Origin of the sequence: Pedobacter jeongneungensis (assembly GCF_000633455.1) — a bacterium.
Lineage (GTDB): Bacteria > Bacteroidota > Bacteroidia > Sphingobacteriales > Sphingobacteriaceae > Pedobacter > Pedobacter jeongneungensis_A.
Map to the genome: position 1 here is coordinate 144,119 of NZ_AYMG01000039.1, position 19,827 is coordinate 163,945.

At 39.5% G+C, this 19,827-nt stretch carries 17 protein-coding genes and 3 tRNA genes; 12 read left to right on the plus strand and 8 right to left on the minus strand.

The genetic code is table 11. The features are described from left to right. Positions 1 to 56: 56 nt before the first annotated feature. On the minus strand, positions 57 to 1,187 hold the full coding sequence (locus U859_RS0129090; RefSeq protein ID WP_025146730.1) for a DEAD/DEAH box helicase: 1,131 nt from the start codon (positions 1,185 to 1,187) through the stop codon (positions 57 to 59). Between the two features lie 217 nt (positions 1,188 to 1,404). On the opposite strand from U859_RS0129090, the gene U859_RS0129100 reads away from it, so the two are divergent. Then, positions 1,405 to 1,890: a PRC-barrel domain-containing protein gene (locus U859_RS0129100; RefSeq protein ID WP_025146731.1), complete on the plus strand. Its 486-nt coding sequence runs from the start codon at positions 1,405 to 1,407 to the stop codon at positions 1,888 to 1,890. A gap of 244 nt (positions 1,891 to 2,134) precedes the next feature. On the opposite strand, the gene U859_RS30760 is transcribed toward U859_RS0129100, so the two are convergent. Beyond that, the gene (locus U859_RS30760; protein WP_025146732.1) at positions 2,135 to 3,502 is read right to left on the minus strand and encodes a lipase family protein; all 1,368 of its coding nucleotides are present in this window, start codon (positions 3,500 to 3,502) and stop codon (positions 2,135 to 2,137) included. Between the two features lie 418 nt (positions 3,503 to 3,920). Continuing rightward, the gene (locus tag U859_RS0129110; protein ID WP_025146733.1) at positions 3,921 to 4,412 is read right to left on the minus strand and encodes a cupin domain-containing protein; all 492 of its coding nucleotides are present in this window, start codon (positions 4,410 to 4,412) and stop codon (positions 3,921 to 3,923) included. A gap of 96 nt (positions 4,413 to 4,508) precedes the next feature. Between U859_RS0129110 and U859_RS0129120 the strand changes: the two genes are divergently transcribed. After that, positions 4,509 to 4,877: a winged helix-turn-helix transcriptional regulator gene (locus tag U859_RS0129120; RefSeq protein WP_025146734.1), complete on the plus strand. Its 369-nt coding sequence runs from the start codon at positions 4,509 to 4,511 to the stop codon at positions 4,875 to 4,877. Between the two features lie 196 nt (positions 4,878 to 5,073). Then, positions 5,074 to 5,679, plus strand: coding sequence for a hypothetical protein (locus U859_RS31435; protein WP_162800089.1), 606 nt, complete (start codon positions 5,074 to 5,076; stop codon positions 5,677 to 5,679). Positions 5,680 to 5,906: 227 nt separating this feature from the next. Here the strand turns inward: U859_RS31435 and U859_RS0129130 are convergent. The 4 genes from U859_RS0129130 to U859_RS0129145 form a co-directional block, all read right to left on the minus strand. Next, a tRNA-Pro gene (locus U859_RS0129130) sits at positions 5,907 to 5,980 on the minus strand. A gap of 52 nt (positions 5,981 to 6,032) precedes the next feature. Beyond that, a tRNA-Pro gene (locus U859_RS0129135) sits at positions 6,033 to 6,106 on the minus strand. 97 nt (positions 6,107 to 6,203) lie between these two features. Continuing rightward, positions 6,204 to 6,290 (minus strand) — tRNA-Ser (locus tag U859_RS0129140). 82 nt (positions 6,291 to 6,372) lie between these two features. Beyond that, positions 6,373 to 8,379 carry an HD family phosphohydrolase gene (locus U859_RS0129145; RefSeq protein WP_115684193.1) on the minus strand — a complete coding sequence of 669 codons (2,007 nt, stop codon included), beginning with the start codon at positions 8,377 to 8,379 and terminating at the stop codon, positions 6,373 to 6,375. A 190-nt stretch (positions 8,380 to 8,569) separates the two neighbouring features. On the opposite strand from U859_RS0129145, the gene U859_RS0129150 reads away from it, so the two are divergent. The 9 genes from U859_RS0129150 (at position 8,570) to U859_RS0129190 (ending at position 18,925) form a co-directional block, all read left to right on the plus strand. Beyond that, positions 8,570 to 9,427, plus strand: a complete 858-nt coding sequence (locus tag U859_RS0129150; protein ID WP_025146737.1) for an SPFH domain-containing protein — start codon at positions 8,570 to 8,572, stop codon at positions 9,425 to 9,427. 3 nt (positions 9,428 to 9,430) lie between these two features. Continuing rightward, positions 9,431 to 9,889 carry a hypothetical protein gene (locus U859_RS0129155; protein ID WP_025146738.1) on the plus strand — a complete coding sequence of 153 codons (459 nt, stop codon included), beginning with the start codon at positions 9,431 to 9,433 and terminating at the stop codon, positions 9,887 to 9,889. A gap of 64 nt (positions 9,890 to 9,953) precedes the next feature. Next, positions 9,954 to 10,121 (plus strand): Arc family DNA binding domain-containing protein, encoded by a 168-nt coding sequence (locus U859_RS31515; RefSeq protein ID WP_064774750.1) that lies wholly within the window; start codon positions 9,954 to 9,956, stop codon positions 10,119 to 10,121. A gap of 514 nt (positions 10,122 to 10,635) precedes the next feature. After that, positions 10,636 to 11,811: an acetyl-CoA C-acyltransferase gene (locus tag U859_RS0129165; RefSeq protein ID WP_025146739.1), complete on the plus strand. Its 1,176-nt coding sequence runs from the start codon at positions 10,636 to 10,638 to the stop codon at positions 11,809 to 11,811. Positions 11,812 to 11,842: 31 nt separating this feature from the next. Further along, a complete protein-coding gene (locus U859_RS0129170; protein WP_025146740.1) occupies positions 11,843 to 12,739 on the plus strand; it encodes a hypothetical protein in 897 nt (298 codons plus the stop codon). Positions 12,740 to 12,837: 98 nt separating this feature from the next. Continuing rightward, positions 12,838 to 14,499 carry a peptide MFS transporter gene (locus U859_RS0129175; RefSeq protein ID WP_025146741.1) on the plus strand — a complete coding sequence of 554 codons (1,662 nt, stop codon included), beginning with the start codon at positions 12,838 to 12,840 and terminating at the stop codon, positions 14,497 to 14,499. A 41-nt stretch (positions 14,500 to 14,540) separates the two neighbouring features. Continuing rightward, complete coding sequence (locus U859_RS0129180) at positions 14,541 to 16,166, plus strand: peptide MFS transporter (RefSeq protein WP_029986289.1); 1,626 nt, start codon at positions 14,541 to 14,543, stop codon at positions 16,164 to 16,166. Between the two features lie 64 nt (positions 16,167 to 16,230). Beyond that, on the plus strand, positions 16,231 to 17,712 hold the full coding sequence (locus tag U859_RS0129185) for a peptide MFS transporter (protein ID WP_025146743.1): 1,482 nt from the start codon (positions 16,231 to 16,233) through the stop codon (positions 17,710 to 17,712). A 457-nt stretch (positions 17,713 to 18,169) separates the two neighbouring features. Then, positions 18,170 to 18,925, plus strand: a complete 756-nt coding sequence (locus U859_RS0129190) for a polyprenol monophosphomannose synthase (protein WP_025146744.1) — start codon at positions 18,170 to 18,172, stop codon at positions 18,923 to 18,925. A 158-nt stretch (positions 18,926 to 19,083) separates the two neighbouring features. Here U859_RS0129190 and U859_RS0129195 read toward each other — a convergent pair whose 3' ends face one another. After that, positions 19,084 to 19,593 (minus strand): YdeI/OmpD-associated family protein, encoded by a 510-nt coding sequence (locus tag U859_RS0129195; protein WP_025146745.1) that lies wholly within the window; start codon positions 19,591 to 19,593, stop codon positions 19,084 to 19,086. Positions 19,594 to 19,827 lie beyond the last annotated feature (234 nt).

The following is a 19,827-nucleotide window of genomic DNA, read 5'->3' on the forward strand; positions in this document are numbered from 1 at the left end:
TAATATTAAAACAGATTAAGCCGTTATCAGTTATAATGAATATACCAATGGGGTATTTATTTCACGCGTTCACTATCAATCATTTCAACCTGTTTACCCATCTTTTTTTCTATTACCCCAAAATGGTGTAATTCATCCGGACTAACCAGAGAGATGGCCTCTCCTACGCTTCCGGCACGTCCGGTTCTACCAATGCGATGAATATAATCTTTCGGCGATCTTGGTAATTCATAATTAATTACAAATGGAAGTTGATTAATATCAATTCCTCTCCCCATTAAATCTGTGGCAACCAATATCCTGAGTTTTCCTGATTTAAAAAGATACAAAGCTTCGTTCCTCGCACCCTGACTTTTTTTGCTGTGGATAGCTTTTGCATCGAAGTTATTTTTACGCAGTTTGTTTACAATAGCATCGGCAGTATGAACCGACGAGGCAAATATCAATACTTGCTGCATTTCATGATGATTGATCAGATAACGTAAAAAAGGCCCCTTTTTTTCATCCGAAACGATATAAGCCACCTGATTAATCTGTTCAATAGAATCCTCCTGAGTCTCAATTTTGATCACCAGTGGATCATGCAGCAAAACCTGATGAATCGCCTGAAGATCTGCATTCAAAGTAGCTGATAATAATATGTTCTGACGTTTTTCAGGTAAAAGGGAAATGATTTTATCCACTTCTTCTTTAAACCCCAGGTTAAGCATCTTGTCGGCCTCATCAAGCACTAAAGTCTCAATAAGAGATAAATACACTGCATTTGAATCTACCAGCTCTAATAGCCTGCCCGGAGTGGCAATAAGTACATTTACCCCTTGCAGGGCCGTCATTTGTGGATTAATGGAAACACCACCATATACCGCTAATGTTTTAACAGGTATAGAAAGCCCGAGGCTAAAAGTCCGGAAAACATCTTTAACCTGCTCTGCAAGTTCGCGGGTAGGTACCAAAACCAATACATTAACATGCCGGTTTTTAAGCTTAGGTGCTTTTTGCACGTTCATTAACAAAGGCAAAACATAGCTGGCTGTTTTTCCAGAGCCTGTTTTAGCAATGCCCAAAATATCTTTATTATTTAATATCGCCGGTATGGCCGTTTGTTGAATTGGTGTAGGTTCAGTAAAATTCTGATCTGATAATACTTTTAATAAATCCGGTGATAAACCCAGGGCGGTGAATGACATATTATATTTTTTGCTAAAAATAAACAAAAATCATCACTAACTGGATTCTACCTGGTATGCTATTCGCATGGAACAATATAAAATGCAATTAAATTACAACTTAAATAAAATTGTTAAATATGCTTATTACCAGCAGTTAACGGATTTTAAACCAAAAACTGCAAACTAATCGCTTTCGGCAACTGTTATAATTATTTATGCTTTAATCTATTTTATTATGAACAACCACCAGATCATTTACAGTAATCTTCAAGAATTATCCATTAGTAATTATACACTCACCGCAGGTGAGGCAGATATCACCGGCTGGCCGGTAAAGAGCGGCGAAAACCGCATTGGCAAAGTGCATGACTTACTTTTCGATCCAGAAGCAAATACGGTACGTTACGCAATCGTTGCCCTGGATGAAGGCACCACAACGGTAGAAGATAAAAAAATACTTATCCCTATCGGTCTTGTTGATCTTGACACCAGCGAAAAAGAAATCCTGACTTCTGATTTTCACCAGGAGCAGCTGGAGGCAATGCCCAGATACATTATCGGCGAGGTAACTCCAGAAATGGAAGACCACATCAGGATGGTTATTGGCAGTCCTGCCGCATTGAAACTAGAAGAAGAAACAGTAGAAATAGACAGGCAAAACTTCTACCATCACCACCATTTCGATAAGAACATTTTTCCGCAGGGCCGCAATGATAGCTAATGCATCATTCGTTTCTCCATAACTAAAAATCAGGTAAAAAATGGACCGAAATGTCATGCGATGAAAACAAAAAAAAACCTCTAATCATTTGATTTAGAGGTTTTTTTGTTTATAAATTTCAAATTTAACCTCAAGCTACCGCTCAGGAAGAATAGAAAATCAACTATTGGCACAAACCTTCACTCCTTCCAGCCAGGTTTCCAGTACATTGATATTACGCATCTTCATGCTATAATCTTGCCTGCTACAACTGTTTTTTCGGCTCTTCCTCAAGAAGTGTGTGATCTACCGAAACGGCATATGATGCGATCCAGGCGAGGATCTGTTCCATGATCCTGATGATCAGCTCCAGCTTGGTAACAGCCGTGACCCCGGGAACCAGGATTTTGCCGGTTTTAAACACCGGTGGTGGCAATGGTTGTGGCAAAATAAGCCCCTGAACTGCCGGGTTGCCCTGTTGCGCAGGTATTCCGGAATACAGGCTTACATGTTGAAGGAACAACTGAGTAATGTAATCTTTCATTGTCTTGGGCGGAGTATTGATCAAACCCGATGATTCATCCCAATGTTGAAGGCTGCCTGGCAAGGATCCATTCTGTATCCTGGTATAGGTTGCCTCTGATGTGGCCCCTCTTTTGACCACGAGGCCTTGAAGGGTATTAAGTGTGCCCCTTGTTAGGATATTAGGCGATCGCCCATAAATCTCCGCGATCTGTTGCAGGTCTGATTGGTGCCAGGCATGTGGCACAACATCCAGTACATTCCAATGCATTGTATTCCAGCTCTGGTAATCACCTGTTTGCGCAGTCCAGCCTTCCGGTAGTGGCGGAAAAGTACTATTGAATAGGCTCGCAAACGTACTTTCCCCTGGGGTGGGGCCTGCTGTAGGGTAAACAAGGGATACACCAAAGGCATCGAGTTGTTTTTTCTGTTTTAAATAAAGGGCAAGTGTAGGTGAGAGAGCACCAGCAAGGCTATGTCCACAAAACACGATCGCCGTATCCGCCGCGGGTTGCAGCCCTGCAATAAACTGTTCGAGGCTGGTATTGGGCGAAGCTGCAGTACCAGAACTGATGAGTCCGAGCAATATGCTTATACCGGTCGCTGTTCCGTTGGAGATGTAGGGATCAGTTCCATTATAAGCCGATGGTGAGAAAAAAGCTGGATCATAATTTGTCCAGTTTACCACTTCGGCCACCGAAAAATCTTCGGTCTCCCAGTCATAGAGTGAGGCCGGGTTGGTCGCTGCCACCGCCACAACGTAAGTCGGCAATGTGGGACCGCCAGGAAAGGCTACTGCATCGCACTGCGCAACAAACAATGCATTGTCGGCAACACCTGTTGGCTTTCCTTTCTGATCGGTTTCTTCAATCAGTGCAGGGCCCCATACCAGCTGCCAGTTGCCTAGTATTGGGGTTACCGATGGATCTGCCACCGAAGGACCTGTTTGCCCCATCACTGTAACAGGTGGAACATTATTTAAATAAAAAGAAAGGTCGTACTGCAGCTGCTGTTGCAATTCACTGCCAGTGCCGTTGTAGCCACCGGCACGGTTAGCCATGCAGGCCAGGCCAAATACCTGCTGATAAGCGTCAAAAGATGGATTTGCCATAAGTTTAATGGATTAATAGGGTTGAAAAATAGGTTGATTTTATCACAGTACGCCATAAGCGCAAGCTTATCTCCTGTTGAATGATATGATGGACGGCCGTCTGCCATATTGATTTTGATCGGAGCATAAACTGATGCGTTGAGAGCGTAATAATTAAGATAAATTTACAAATTATAGGAATATTTAAAAATACTTAATACTACAAAATTTAAAATACTTAAAATTCAGTATCGTCATTATACTACTACAAATCTTATGTAACGGTTACCCATCCGATTGTATATCCAAAAGGTTGGATTCAAGGCTCTCTATCAACTTGTTTCTTCGTTGGGAGGCAACATTCTCATCATCAATTACCATGGTGGATATTTCGGCAAAAGTTTCGTTGAAATACGCAGATAAGGAAAATAACAGCATACTATTGGTTTGGAACGGATTTGGCATCAATGAGGACGGCAATCTGTATACAGGGCTGATCAGACCGGTTACTCCAGGCATGATTGGTACCCCGCTGGATTACAATATCTCCCACCTTTAATTTCGTCTCTTCATCATCCAATACCAGGTAAATTTCTCCCGATGCAATGATGATATAGTCCAGGGTATCCGTTTGATGCATTAACGGGTGCGGAGTTCCCGGCTGAGCGACTATGCCCAACTGATCATCTGGCGGAATGCTGACGTACCTGAAATAAGTTCCACGAGTAGGCGTAATGGGAAATGCTGTATTTTCAATATCAAGTTCTTTATCAAGAGCGGCCGGCGAAGAATCTGTAGCCCATATATCAGAAATGATAAGTCCTGGAAAATGCTCTGATACGTTTTTTGCTTCAGCATCAGAGCTGATTACTGATCTTCCCTCTTTTTCTCCGGTAACTACCCTTCTCGGAATGGTATTGAATGTATTCATGGCTTTATAATTATTTTCTGAGCAAATCTCGCAAACACATTTTTTATATTTGCCCACACTAACTCCAAGGTTAGTGCACCTAAACCATCCTCAACCATGGAAAAAACAAGGAACACCCAATGCATTAAGGAGCTGATGAACCTTAGAGATAGTTTTGATGCGCTAAACGGCAAATGGAAGCTACCAGTGCTACAATATCTTTTTAACAGGCAAGATGAGCTTAACGGCTTTAGGAAGATCGCACAGGGCATTGAGGGGATTTCGGATAAGATGCTTGCCAAGGAGCTTCGGGAACTCGAAGAAAACAACCTGATCCAGAAACTTTGCTGTGAAGTTTCTCACTCAAGTATACGTTATCAAATTTCCGAACACGGAAAAACGACCATCCCGCTCATACGCACATTGGTAGAATGGGGAAGAATGCACCGGGAAGTAGCAACAAATATCATCAAGAAACCCAGTTGAATTCTCCTTCTAAGATTAGATTTCATATTTATACGAGTGTCTGCGCTTTCAATTTAACCTGGTGTTTCAGCTGGAATTTCAGAAGATATCTGCTAAAAAGTGAACTTCAATAACAGTGGCAGATTTATGGAAAAATAAATAACCTGGCATCACTTAAGAAATATCCCATACCGATAAACATCTTGTCAAGAACAATATGAATAAACGAACACTACTTTTAATATCAATCTTTTTCACCCAATGTACGACCAGGCATGCTGAACAATGGCAAAAAATCACTATTGATCCTAAACTTCCCAGATACGCAGCCTTTTCTTCGATGAAGAAACAGATAGAAGCATTCTTTAATCCACTTCCAGATACTATTCCAAAGGCCAGTAATGATGTAACATTTTTTGCAGGCAACTACCAAAACAAAAAGGACACCGCTGGCACCAAAAATAACCATTGTGAAGCCTATTACAAAGATTCAGATACGCTATTTATCCGCATCGGAAAAGACGGTATTTTAGGTGGAAATGGCTTCACCATCAGCTGTAAAAACGAAAATTTCAATACCAAGGGATACCTCTATTCAGACATGGTCTATATGGGTAAGGTTAATCAGCCACAACACTGGGTAATCTACCAAAAGCTAACCTTAGATAAAAAGAGTTACAGAGTTGGTGACAGCTTGTACGGAAAAATTGATTTTAAGGCCATGGAAAGAAACGAAATTGGCGATACAATCCTCTATAAAGGAAATGGAAATTTCAGAGTAAAAGTTGAAAAACTTATCATGGTAGAACCACTTAATATGTAAATATCATTTAAACAGAGAGAATTGGCAAATGAAAAAAAAATCATTTTTGAATGGTTAAAAATTTAAACATTCGATGAGAAACCAATGGTCGAAAAAGATTGTGCGTGCGCAATAGGACTGCAATTTCTCGATATCATCTAATAGGATGTCAGATATGCCTTAAAATGACAAAACCCCTTAAATAATTAATTTAAGGGGTTTGTAATGGATTTTTAATCCTTGTTTCGTCGGGATGGCAGGATTCGAACCTACGACCTCCTGCTCCCAAAGCAGGCGCGATACCGGGCTACGCTACATCCCGAACTTGGTATCGATCTTTTTTTTATCCTGTTTTAAAAGTGGATAAACTTTTGTCGGGATGGCAGGATTCGAACCTACGACCTCCTGCTCCCAAAGCAGGCGCGATACCGGGCTACGCTACATCCCGAACTTGGTATCTCCTTTTTATTCCCTATTTCTAGGGGCTGCAAAGTAACGGTTTTAAAATGACATTTTCATTTTTTTTATTACTTTTTTTTTCTGGGCGGAGAGGGCGGGATTCGAACCCGCGGTACCGTTACCAGTACGACAGTTTAGCAAACTGTTCCTTTCGGCCACTCAGGCACCTCTCCTTTTCAACCTCTATTTTCCGTCCTACCGACGTTGTTTTGAGGTCTGCAAATATAGTAAAACAAGTTATTCTGCAAAAAAAAATTATGATAATTGTTGATAATCTATGCGAACATGATAGATACTCATCAGCATCGTCTTGAATATCAATTTGATAGTTTCAATATCTTTTAACGTTAAATCGCAATCATCAAGCTGATTTTGTTCCAATTTGTAGTTAATTATACGTTCAACCAGGTCATTTATGTTCTGCGCATCGGGATTTTTCAGACTTCTTGAGGCAGCTTCTACCGAATCTGCCAACATTAACACACCAGTTTCTTTGCTAAAAGGTATCGGTCCGGGGTAGCGGAAAATGTTTTCGTCGACAAATTTTTCCGGAGAATTTTTCAAAAAAGACTGATAAAAATAATCCACCCTGGTATTTCCATGGTGCGTTCTGATAAAATCGATAATGGCCTCGGGAATCTGGTTTTTTCTTAAAATCTCAATTCCCTTATGCACATGCTGAATAATAATCTGTGCACTTTGCTCATAAGGCAATTTATCGTGCGGACTTACAGCCGTATTCTGATTTTCGATAAAATATTGCGGATTATCAACCTTACCGATATCATGATACAATGCCCCTGCCCTAACCAATACCGAATTACCGCCTATTTTAAAAATAGCAGCCTCGGCAAGGTTAGCTACCTGTAGCGAGTGCTGAAACGTTCCAGGCGCTTTAAAAGCAAGCTCCCTTAACAATTTATTATTGGTATTGGTGAGCTCAATTAGCGCCACATCTGAAGTGATGCCAAAAATACGCTCGAACAGGTAAATTAACGGATAGGCCAAAAGTGACAATAAGACGCTAAAAATAAAAGGAATAAAATTGATCCATTCAATTTCGCGGAAAGATCCTTCACGCAGCAAAGCAATCCCCACAAAAGAAACAAAGTAGGCCAACAATATAAATAAGGCCGAAACCAGAAACCTTTCGCGCTTAACAAAGTTTTTGATGCTGAATATGGCTACCATACCTGCAGTAACCTGATAAAACACAAATTCAAAACTATTGGCCACAAAGAAGCCGGCAATCAAAATCACCAGCATATGGAGATAAAGCGCCAAACGCGTATCGAATAAAATCCTGATGATAATGGGTACCACACAAAACGGAATGTAATACAAACTTGGGATTTCCATTTTAATGGCCCAGGTTAAGGCCAGCAACATCCCGGTGGTTACAATCAGGATTAAAGAAAGCTGGCGGTTATCAGCAAAAATATCTTTCCTGAAAAGAAAAAGGAACGACATTAATATGGTGAGAATAAAACCCACCAGTACCACCTGCCCTAAATAAACTAATGCCCTGCTGCCAATGGTTTTGGTCTGCGCATCGTAGGTGGCCTTATACGATTCGAGTTTTTGATAAATTTCTTCATCAATCACATCATTTTTGGCCACAATCAGCTCCCCCTTTTGCACCATCCCCTTAGTGGTCGAAATATTATTAATGGTATTATCCTGTATCGTTTGCGTTAATCGTTCATCGAATACAATATTTGGCGTAATATGATCAATAGCCAGATTGGCTACCAAATCGCCCATTACCGGGTTGGGAGCCTTAAAATTATCTTTAAAAAAGTTTAGTGCTGTTTCGGCCGTAAAAACATCCTGTGTATTTTTTTCCTGCGCCACATTATTTTCGAGCAGAGAAAAATCGTAATTTTTTCCGCCTGCCTGATGCTTTACATTTAATCCGATAATTCCTTTCTGATAAATACTCTGAAGTAAACGGTAAGCAGCAGCCTTATAAGCTTCCTTTTCCTTTTCATCAAGCTGCTTCGATTTCCACTTGATATCAAATTCGTTACCAAATTCATCCAATGCTGTAGCGGTAATCCCCCGGTCAAACTGGTAAACCGGCAAAATATCTTTTAATGCATTCTTTTTATCAGCACTTACCTGCGGGTTTGTTTTTAAAATAGCAAAACTAAAAGGAGAAATCAGATCCTTATTTTTCCAAACGGCATTTTTTTCAAATTCATACCTAAATCTGGGTTGTTTCGGCAGGAATAGCGTAATAATGAAAACGGTAAATATCATCATTACATACTTCAGGTTTGATGAATATTTCCGGTAAAGGATTTTATGGGAATTTCTCTTGATTTTGGCCAAAACGATATAATTATTGTATTGTCAAAAATAACATTTTTATCTAATATACATTTCAGGGATTTTGTTTGCAATTACCAGATTTTATATTTTACTTTATGATATCAAATTAATATCAATTATGTATCAGGAAAAAATCATCAGCCCACCATCTGGGTATTTAACATTCGCCATAAGCATTGCATTGCTGGCTGCATCTATTTTCTGTTTTGTTACAGAAATCTTTCTCTGGGGAGGAATTTTATTGGCTGTGGATATATTTTTAATCTTCCCGGGTTTTTTAATCATCAACCCCAACCAATCGATGGTGCTAACTTTATTCGGAAAATATATCGGTACAGTAAAAGCTGATGGTTTTTTCTGGGTAAACCCATTAACCGCTAAAAGAAGGTTATCCTTAAAAGCAAATAACCTAAACGGACAACAGTTAAAGGTTAACGATAAATTAGGGAACCCGATTGAGATTGCCGCTGTTGTGGTTTGGAAAGTAAACGAAACCGCCAAGGCTGTTTTCTCGGTCGAAAATTACATGCAATATGTAAATATCCAGAGCGAAGCCGCTGTAAGGCATTTAGCCAATATTTTTCCATACGACCATGCTGAGGGCGAAGAAACCAGCATTACTTTAAAGGATGGAGCAGATAAAGTAAGCGAATTATTGGAAAACGAACTGAACGAGCGTTTATCGAGAGCGGGGATTGAAGTTTTAGAAGCCCGGATTTCGCATTTGGCTTATGCGCCCGAAATTGCCAGTGCCATGTTACAGCGCCAGCAGGCCACAGCCGTAATTGCCGCCCGTAAATTAATTGTTGAAGGTGCAGTTGGCATGGTAGAAATGGCTTTAGAGAAATTATCGCAAAAAGGAATTGTTGAGCTGGATGAAGAACGCAAGGCAGCCATGGTAAGCAATTTATTGGTAGTGCTTTGTGGCGATCGCCATGTACAACCTGTGGTAAATACGGGTACTTTATATAATTAAGATATGGAGTTTGAGGAGAAACAGGGCTTAAAAATATGGTGGTTATACCTCGTAACCGGGGTAAGCATATTCCCAACATTGGCTATACTGATCTTCGATAAAGGCGGATTAAGTTTAGCGGAGTTGCAAAAAATGTACTTTACACCTTTATTGGCTGTATTTCTACCTTTTTTAATCATTTTTGTAGTACAGCAGAATAAGTTAACACTAAAAATAAATGCCGAAGGCTTATCTTATCGGTATTTCCCCTTCCATTTTAAGCCAAGTTATTTTCATTGGATGAGCATAGAAAAAGCTTACATCAGAAAATTCGATGCATTTTCTGAATATGGTGGTTATGGCGTTAAAACCCGGTTATGGTTTAAACATAAAGATAAAGCCTACATTTTAAACGATAAAAACAGGGGATTACAACCGAGTTTAAAAATGGCAAAAAACTTCTGTTCAGTTCAAATAAAATAGAAGACCTGGAAATGTTCCTCATTAATTTAAAAACGAGGTATAATATACAAGCAATACAATAAGAATGGCGGAGAAAGATAAAAAAGCTTTTGTATTAAGAATTAGTCCTGCTTTATTAAAAGAAGTGGAAATTTGGGCTGCAGATGAGTTTCGGAGTACCAACGGGCAGATTGAGTTTTTGCTTACCCAGGCCATAAAATCGAGAAAAAAAGGTAAAGCGAAGGAGGAATAAAACTGCAATTGTGAATTGCAAACTGAAAATAATATGGGCGTTCCCCAAGGGGCGGGCTTTGCAGGGCTGCGCTTCGCTCCGGTACCGATGAAGAATCGGTACTGAACCCTTACAATCCCTAACGCAAAACCCACAGGTGTAGATTAACCTTTTTAAACCTATAAGGTTTTTGAAACCTTATAGGTTTGTGCAATTATTTTTATTCCCGAAGGCTACAGGCTTTAATCCACAAACCTGATAGAACGGATGCCGATTTTTTCTATCGGCAGAAGGGATAGCAGGGCTAACCTTCAGCCATTAACACGGAACCATTCATTTTCAAAAAAATATTGACCACCTAAGCCACCTTAGCACATCTAAGTTGTATGCACAGCCAAAAACCATTCAAAACTTATTATGATCAAACATGCTAAAATCGTTTTTTATACGTTATTTTTAAATCTCACAGGTTTTGGAAACCTACAAGGTTTAACTAACTTAGCGGCCTAACCAAAAATTCATAAAAATTTTGCACATGAAAGAAGTTGTAATTGTATCAGCTGTAAGAACCCCTATTGGAAGTTTTGGAGGCTCATTAGCCCAATTTTCTGCTACTCAGCTTGGTGGTTTCGCCATTAAGGCCGCCATCGAAAAAGCCGGTTTAAAACCAGAACAGATCCAGGAAGTGTATATGGGCAATGTTTTATCGGCCAATTTAGGTCAGGCACCTGCAACACAAGCTGCAAAAGCCGCTGGCTTACCTGATTTACCTGCAACCACCATTAATAAAGTATGTGCATCGGGTACAAAAGCCATTATGCTTGCTGCTCAAAGTATTGCCAATGGCGATAACGATATTATTGTGGCCGGAGGTATGGAAAGTATGAGCAATGTACCTTATTACCTTGATAAAGCAAGAAACGGTTACCGTTTAGGACACGGACAACTAACCGACGGACTTGTAAAAGATGGCCTTTGGGATGTATATAACGACTACCACATGGGCTCTGCAGCCGAACTTTGCGCTACCGAATGTAACATCAGTCGCGAGGCACAGGATAATTTCGCTATTGAATCTTATAAAAGGGCACAGGCTGCACAAACATCGGGCAAATTTGCCAGCGAAATCATAGCAGTAGAAGTGAAAGACCGTAAAGGTGAAATTACCCTGGTTGATACCGACGATGAACCAACTGCGGTTAAATTTGATAAAATACCCTCGTTAAAACCCGTTTTCAAAAAAGATGGAACGGTAACCGCGGCAAATGCTTCTACTTTAAATGATGGCGCAGCAGCTTTGGTTTTAATGAGCGCCGATAAAGCAAAAGAATTGGGTTTAAAACCACTAGCCAAAATTTTAGGCTATGCTGATGCGCAACAAGCACCCGAATGGTTTACTACCGCACCATCTAAAGCAATCCCGCTGGCTTTACATAAAGCCAATATCGATATTAAACAAGTTGATTTTTTCGAAATCAACGAAGCGTTTTCTGTAGTTTCATTAGCCAATAACCAATTATTAGATTTGAATGAGCAGCAGGTAAACGTTAATGGTGGGGCAGTTTCTTTAGGTCACCCGCTTGGTGCATCAGGTGCGAGAATTGTAGTTACCTTGCTTTCCGTATTGGCGCAAAACGACGGAAAAATCGGCGTTGCGGGCATCTGTAATGGTGGTGGTGGTGCGAGTGCATTAGTGATCGAAAAATTATAATCTTTTGGTGCTACAGCGTATTTGATCAGACATGAAATACATCAGATTCCATATTTTTTTAATGCTGGGCCTCTGCAACTTTAACCTAAAAGCGCAGCAGGTTTCCAATAAATTAGCTATTTTTCAGGATACGCTGATCAAAATATCGGCAAACGCTGTTGCTGCGCAAAACGATGCTAAAAAAATGGAGGCCAATAGCAAATTTGTAAAAACCCTGGTAGAGGCGCTAAAAACGCCAAATTCCTTTTCATTCCCTTTCGATTCGCTAAAAAACATATCGGTAATTAAATCGCCAGATCAGGCATTCAGGATTTTGAGCTGGTATATTCAGCAGGAAGATGGCACTTACCGTTATTATGGTGCCATCCAGATGAATACCAAAAGTGGTCCGTTAAAGCTGTTTCCCTTAATCGATCAAACCGAAAACCTGAACGATCCTAATGTGATCACCAATAACCAGAAATGGTTTGGTGCAAGGTACTATGAGATTCTTCCGGTAACAAGTGGCAACCGACTGCCCTACTACGTGCTTTTAGGCTGGAAAGGCAATACGCAGGTAACCACTAAAAAGGTGATCGAAATCCTTTCGTTTGATAAAGAAAACCTCGTTTTTGGTGCGCCCGTTTTTGATGGAAAAGAACTAAAAGGAAAGAACAGGGTAATATTCGAATATGCTAAATCTAATGCAATGACATTGAAAACGGATGTGAAGGCGGGTATGATTGTATTCGATCACCTGGCATCTTTTGATCCTGAAATAAAAGACAGGTTTGAATATTATGGATCGGACGGTACTTTTGACGGATTTAAAATCATTGGCGGGAAATTGAAACTTCAGGAAGAGGTAACACTCAATAACGATCCGAACGCGAGCGATGAGCTTTATGCCGATCCAAAGAAAAATGTAAAACCCATCAGAAAGTTCTGATTTAACAGACCTTAACAAATCATTTACCTGCTACATGGCCTAAAAATTTGCCAGAATGGCCTTCACTCGCTATATTGCGCCCTAAAAACTTTACCTAAATGCCCATAATAAACCAAACTAAACATCCTAAAGGCTTAAAATTCCTTTTTTTATCAGAAATGTGGGAACGTTTTGGTTACTATTTAATGATCGGCATCTTTACGCTTTATTTAAAGGATGTAAAAGCAGGTTTTGCCATGACTGAAGCAGAATCGGCCGATTTATACGGAACATTTATCGCTTTAGTATTTTTAACACCTTTTTTAGGCGGATTATTAGCGGACAGATACCTTGGTTACGCCAAATCGATCATTATTGGCGGACTGATGATGGGCGTAGGCTATTGTTTAATGGGCGTACACAATTTACCGATGCTTTACCTGGCCATGACCCTTGTTATTTTGGGAAATGGTTTCTTTAAACCCAATATTTCTACTTTATTGGGTAATATTTATTCAACACCTGAGTACCAGGCGAAAAAAGACGACGGTTATAATATTTTCTATATGGGCATTAATGTGGGTGCCTTTATCTGCAATTTTTTTGGTGCTGCCCTATATATTATGCTAGGCTGGGAATATGCATTTCTTGCCGCTGGTGTGGGCATGTTTATAGGCGTAGTAGTATTTATTACCGGGCTTAAACATTACCGGGCTTTCGATATTAAAAAAGGAATGGTTGATGGTGATATGTCTTTCCTTAAAATCTGTTTGCTTATCCTCCTACCCTCTATTATTGCAGGTGTTATTGGTTGGGTATTGCCAACCAAATTAATCGGTCACCCTTTGGTAGGCTCTACCAGTACCGACGCCTTTATATTTGCCTGTTTTCCCGTTATTTATTTCTATAGCACCTTATTTTTTAAAGCCAGTAAAGAAGAAAAACGGCCTATTGCAGCATTGTTAACCATTTTTGTGGTCGTAATATTATTTTGGGCCGTATTTAAACAAAATGGCACCGCTTTAACTACCTGGGCCGATCGCTATACCGACCGTAGCCTCACCAATACCACTGCAAAAAACACCTTCTCAAACTTAAGTCTATCACAAAATTTAATCTACAAAAAAGACAGCGTGGCACTTTACGATCATGCTTTTCGTTTGCAAAAAGTAGATGGTGTGGTTCAGAAAGAATACAATTATCCTGTTTATTTTAAAAATGTACCCGCTGCCGAACTGCCTGCAGCAGGTGGCGGTGTTGAGTTATGGGCCACAAATTTAAGCCAGTCCATTAATCCGGCATGGGTTATTCTTTTAACTCCGCTGGTTGTTGCCTTTTTTACCTGGCTGCGCAGCAGAGGCAAAGAACCAAGTACGGCCAGTAAAATCATATTCGGCATATTCATATCCGCCATTTCTGTTCTGGTGATGATCACAGCAGTCTACATCGGTAAAAATGGATCTGAAAAAGTTTCGGTGCTCTGGCTAATGGGTACTTATGGCATCATCACCATTGGCGAACTGTTTTTAAGTCCGATGGGTTTATCACTGGTATCAAAACTTAGCCCGGTAAGGATAACCTCTTTAATGATGGGCGGCTGGTTTGTTTCTACCTCCATCGGCAATAAACTTTCGGGTGTACTGGCTACCCTTTGGGATACTTACGAAGACAAATCCAATTTCTTTTGGGTAAACTTCTCACTTTTAATGGCTTCGGCTATAATTGGCCTTGTGTTATTAAAGTGGTTAAATAACATCATGAAAGCATACGGCATTAAATAAAATTTATCACATTCAACAACAAACAAACTAAAATACTGAATATGACATCAATACCAAATCAATCTAAAGGTCATCCGAAGGGGTTATACGTGTTATTTGCCACAGAAATGTGGGAGCGTTTTAATTACTACGGCATGCGGGCAATCCTTGTCTTGTTTATGACAAAAGCCTTGTTATTTGATAAAGCCTTCGCCTCCAACCTTTATGGCAGTTATACCGGCTTGGTTTACTTAACACCTTTAATTGGTGGTTATATTGCCGATCGTTACTGGGGAAATAAAAAATCGATTATTACCGGTGGATTGATGATGGCCCTTGGTGAGTTTGTACTTTTCTTCTGCGCCGCTTTCCACAATACCAATGCACAGCTTTCTACTTTTCTGTTTTTTACGGGATTAGGCTTAATGATTGCAGGAAATGGTTTTTTTAAGCCAAATATTTCTTCACTGGTGGGTCAGTTATATCCAAAAGGCGACAAAAGAAGTGATGCTGCTTATACCATTTTTTATATGGGTATAAATGTAGGCGGAGCATTAGGACCGATTGTTTGTGGTTTTTTAGGTGAAAATGTAGATTTTAAATGGGCATTTTTTGCTGGCGGTGTGGCCATGCTTCTAGGTGTTTTGGTACAAATTCTTTTTCAGAAAAAGTATGTAGTAGCACCTGATGGTAAAGAATTGGGACTCGTGCCAGCGGGTACGCCAAAGGCAGCTTTAAATCCATTGGTTATTGGCGTAGGTTTAGCCGCTTTTTCGGCATTAATGATTGGTTTATTTTATATCGATGCTAAAGTATTCAGCTTTTTAACTTACCTGTTGGTGGCATCGGTATTATTCATAGCATTTGTTATTTTCTCTGATAAATCATTGGGTAACATTGAAAAACAGCGTATTGGTGTTATTTTTATTGTTGCCTTTTTCGTGATCTTTTTCTGGAGTGCTTTTGAACAGGCCGGTGCTTCCTTAACTTTCTTCGCAGCAGAACAAACGCAAAGAGATTTAGGCTTCATCACTGTACCGGCAAGTGTTTTCGCCTCGTTAAACTCTATTTTTGTTGTATCATTCGCACCGATATTTGCCTGGTTATGGATTAAACTTGGTAAAAATGAGCCTGCATCTCCTACTAAAATGGCATTGGGTTTATTTTTACTTGCATTAGGTTATTTGTGGATTGCTTTTGGTGTTAAAGATGTATCATCATCAGTTAAAGTAAGTATGATGTGGTTAATCGGTATGTATGCCCTTCATACCTGCGGCGAACTTTGCCTATCTCCTATCGGTTTATCTTTGGTAAATAAACTGGCGCCTTTAAAATTTGGTTCGCTGTTAATGGCCGTTTGGTTTTTAGCAAATGCCGCAGCCAATAAATTCGCCGGAATTTTAAGTAGTTTATATCCTCCGGGAACGGCAGAAATTAAGCAGGCAGCTGATGCTGGAATTAATTTGCAGCCAATTTTATCAAAAACAGTTGTTCCAAATGCTCAGGAACTAGCTAAGTTAAAAGATTTAAAAATTCCTTTCGAATATCAATCAATATTGGGCTTTCAGATTAATTCGTTATACGAGTTTTTCATGATGTTTGTGGTAATGGCCGGTATTGCATCTTTAATATTATTTGCAATTACCAAAAAACTACAAAAAATGATGCACCAGGATATTTTAGATTAATTTAAAACACAATAACATAGAAAGCCCGGCTCCGATCGGGCTTTTAATTTTTAAACCTATTTTAATGGAAAAAACAGTTTCAATAGAAGAGATCCAGAATTTTGAGGGAAAATATCCTAAACAACTCTGGCATCTGTCGTTGGTAGAAATGTGGGAACGTTTCTGTTTTTATGGCATGCGTGGTGTATTGGCCTTTTTTATGGTAGAACAGCTGGGTTTGAGTGACCAGAAATCGAACCTGCAATATGGTGCAATACAGGCTTTTGTGTACGCATTTACCTTTATTGGCGGTATTTTTGCCGATAAGATTCTTGGGTTTAGGAAATCGCTATTTTGGGGTGGTTCGTTAATGATTATCGGCAATCTTGTTTTGGCATTTTCACCTCACGATCTCTTTTATATAGGTATAACCTTATCCATTATCGGTACGGGTTTTTTCAAACCCAACGTATCCTCAATGGTTGGCGAACTTTACCATGAAAAAGATAACAGAAGGGATGCAGGATACGGCCTTTTTTACGCCGGTATTAATGTAGGTGGCTTATTGGGCGGTGCCATGTGTATTTATTTAGGTAAATATTATAACTGGCATTTATGTTTCTTATCGGCAGCCCTGGTAATGATGTTTGGTTTGGGCACCTTTATTTTTACTAAAAAACACTTAGGCCCCATCGGAAATTCGCCATTGCTGCATCTTAAAAAATCAAAACAGCAACTATCAGAAATAGCTGTTTATGCAGGTTCTATAGTATGTATTCCATTGATTTATATTATGGTAAAAAACACTGCATTTACCGATTATTTCATGTACACCATCGGTATTATTGCCATGGTTTATTTCCTTTACGAAACGTTTAGCATAAAAGATAAAACAGCACAATATAAATTGTTGGCGGCCTTTGTATTTATCTTCTGTTATTTCATATTTATGGCTATATCCGAGCAGAGTGGTGGTTCACTGTCGCTGTTTGCAAAAGATAACCTCGATCACAAAATCCTATTCTTTAATATGGATCCCAATGTGGTTAATAATAGCGCGAATTCTTTCTTTGTGATTGTTTTTAGTCCAATTGTAGGTATTTTATGGTTAGGCCTTTACAAACGTAAAATTGAACCAAATACAGTAGTAAAATTCGGAATCGGTTTCCTTTTACTGGCAATAAGTTTTTATGTTTTTTATGCCACCAGGTTTTTTGCCAATGCGCAGGGCATTAGTTCGCTAAATGTATTTACGTTTGCTTATTTGTTGTTAACGCTTGGCGAGCTTTGCTTAGGTCCGATAGGGATGTCGATTATTACGAAACTATCGCCAAAGAAAATGTTCGGTATGATGATGGGACTTTGGTTTTTATCAAGTGCTTTCGGGCAGCTGGCTGCCGGTAAACTAGGTGCAGAAATGTCGAGCATTGATCATGCCTCTTTAACCACCAAATTAATGGCCTACACCGAAGGTTATAAAGCCCTGGCCTTATACTCTTTAATTGCAGGTTTGGCATTGATTATTTTTTCGCAGCTGGTAAGGCGTTTGATGCAGGAGGTGAGGTAAAAGTTAAATTAAGCAAAAGTTGTCATCCTGAGCTTGTCGAGGGAAACAAGCAAAAGTCTTCGACAGGCTCCAGACTGACAAATATTCGAATAAACAACATATTCAATATCATTTGAAAACGAAAGGACAGTGGTTCTTGGCATCTTTAGTCCCGCCATTCGCTATAGTTCCGATGAAAAATCGGAAGCTGCCGCTGCTGTCGGGTTTAGGTACAATGGTCAAGTACATTAAAGCCTAATTTTGCGCAGATCTAAATGTTATTCGGGATTTGCAATCCCGTCTTAGGAAAATCAGATTATAAATCTAGAGAACAAAAGGTCCGGATTACAAATTCGGACCAACAAAAGAAAATTCATGATGATTTCATATTAAATCTTTACTTTCGCCTTTTGAAAGCAAATTGCAACTTATAAATACAAAAGCAACAGCTTACCTTATTAAAAAAACCACAACAAACGTGTCAGATAGTTTAGTCATCATTCCCACCTACAACGAGAAGGAAAATATCGAAAAGATCATTAGAAAGGTTTTTTCTTTAACCCAGCCTTTTCATGTTTTAATTATTGATGATGGTTCTCCGGACGGAACTGCCGAAATTGTAAAATCTTTACAGGCTGAATACGATGGTCATTTATTTATAGAAGAGCGCGCTGGCAAACAAGGATTAGGTACAGCATATATTTATGGCTTTAAATGGGCCTTACAAAGAGAATATGCTTATATTTTTGAAATGGATGCCGATTTCTCTCATAACCCTGATGATTTAACCCGTTTACGCGAAGCTTGTGTAAATGGTGCAGATGTGGCCATAGGTTCGCGCTATGTAAAAGGTGTAAATGTGGTAAACTGGCCAATGGGCAGGGTTTTAATGTCGTACTTTGCTTCAATGTATGTCCGCTTTATTACAAGGATAAATATTCAGGATGCTACTGCTGGTTTTAAATGTTACCGCAGAATTGTCTTAGAAACCATTCCGCTTAACAAAATTAAATTTGTAGGCTACGCCTTTCAGATCGAAATGAAATTTACCGCCATTAAATTCGGGTTTAAAGTAGTTGAGGTTCCAATCATCTTTACAGACAGAACTGAAGGAACTTCTAAAATGAGTACCAAAATTTTTAGAGAAGCCTTTTTAGGGGTTATTCAAATGAAAATGAATAGCTGGTTTAGGAGTTATAAAAGAGAATCTGGAGTCGGAAGTCCGAAGTCGTAGTTTTCAGTCCGGAGTCTTCAGTAGTGTGTCCTAAGTCCATGGCTTATAGCTAACGATTAATAGTTTGATTCTATAGATTTCTTATCGGCAAATAATATTAGCCTATAGGTTAAGCAATTGGGCTATGAAACATTAAATACCTCACCATCAACCAAGACTCAAGACTTGCCCTGCGATTCCCTTATCATTGCCCCAAAATCCTGTCCCTTATCCATTGCTTTTACGGTCATCACAATTCTTTTGGTACGGGTGGGTTCTGTTTTCGCCTGGTTAATCCAGTTGATATAATAGTTTTGATGCGATTTAGGTTGTTTTAAAAAGTTCCGGATCAAATGTTCCTCTTCTGAAAGGCAGATTTCGAGGTCCTCAGGCATTTCTATCTTAAAATCTTTATCTTCTTCCAAAGATAGTTCTACAGTTGATCCGGCTTCTTTTTTTAGTTTTTTACGGAGTTCGCCCTTTAAGGCAATAATAAAATCGCCCTCTCCCATTGGGATGGTTGCCAATCCGCTTACTTCAAGCTGGTCTATTTTTCCTTTTACCCTGAAACTCTTTTTACAACCGGGTTTAACTTCATTGGCCAAAGCGGCGGGGATAAATACATAACTCCATCCGGTTTTTTCGCCCATGGTTTCGAAACGCTCTATTTCTGCCTTAAAGTGGATCATGGTTTAAATATAAAAATTATGTTTTAACTCGTAAACGATAAAATTGTTAGGCTATTGATTCTTTTTATAGAGCAGTTGTACATCTCGACTGAAACAACGCGAAACGATGAGATCTATAAATAGACAGAATCTATAGTGCGGCCGTCATTCCCGCGCAGGCGGGAATCTTAAAGCGCATGTTTATAGTTACCGTTGTAAGATTGCTTCGTCGGCTGAAAAAGCCTTCTCAGCAAT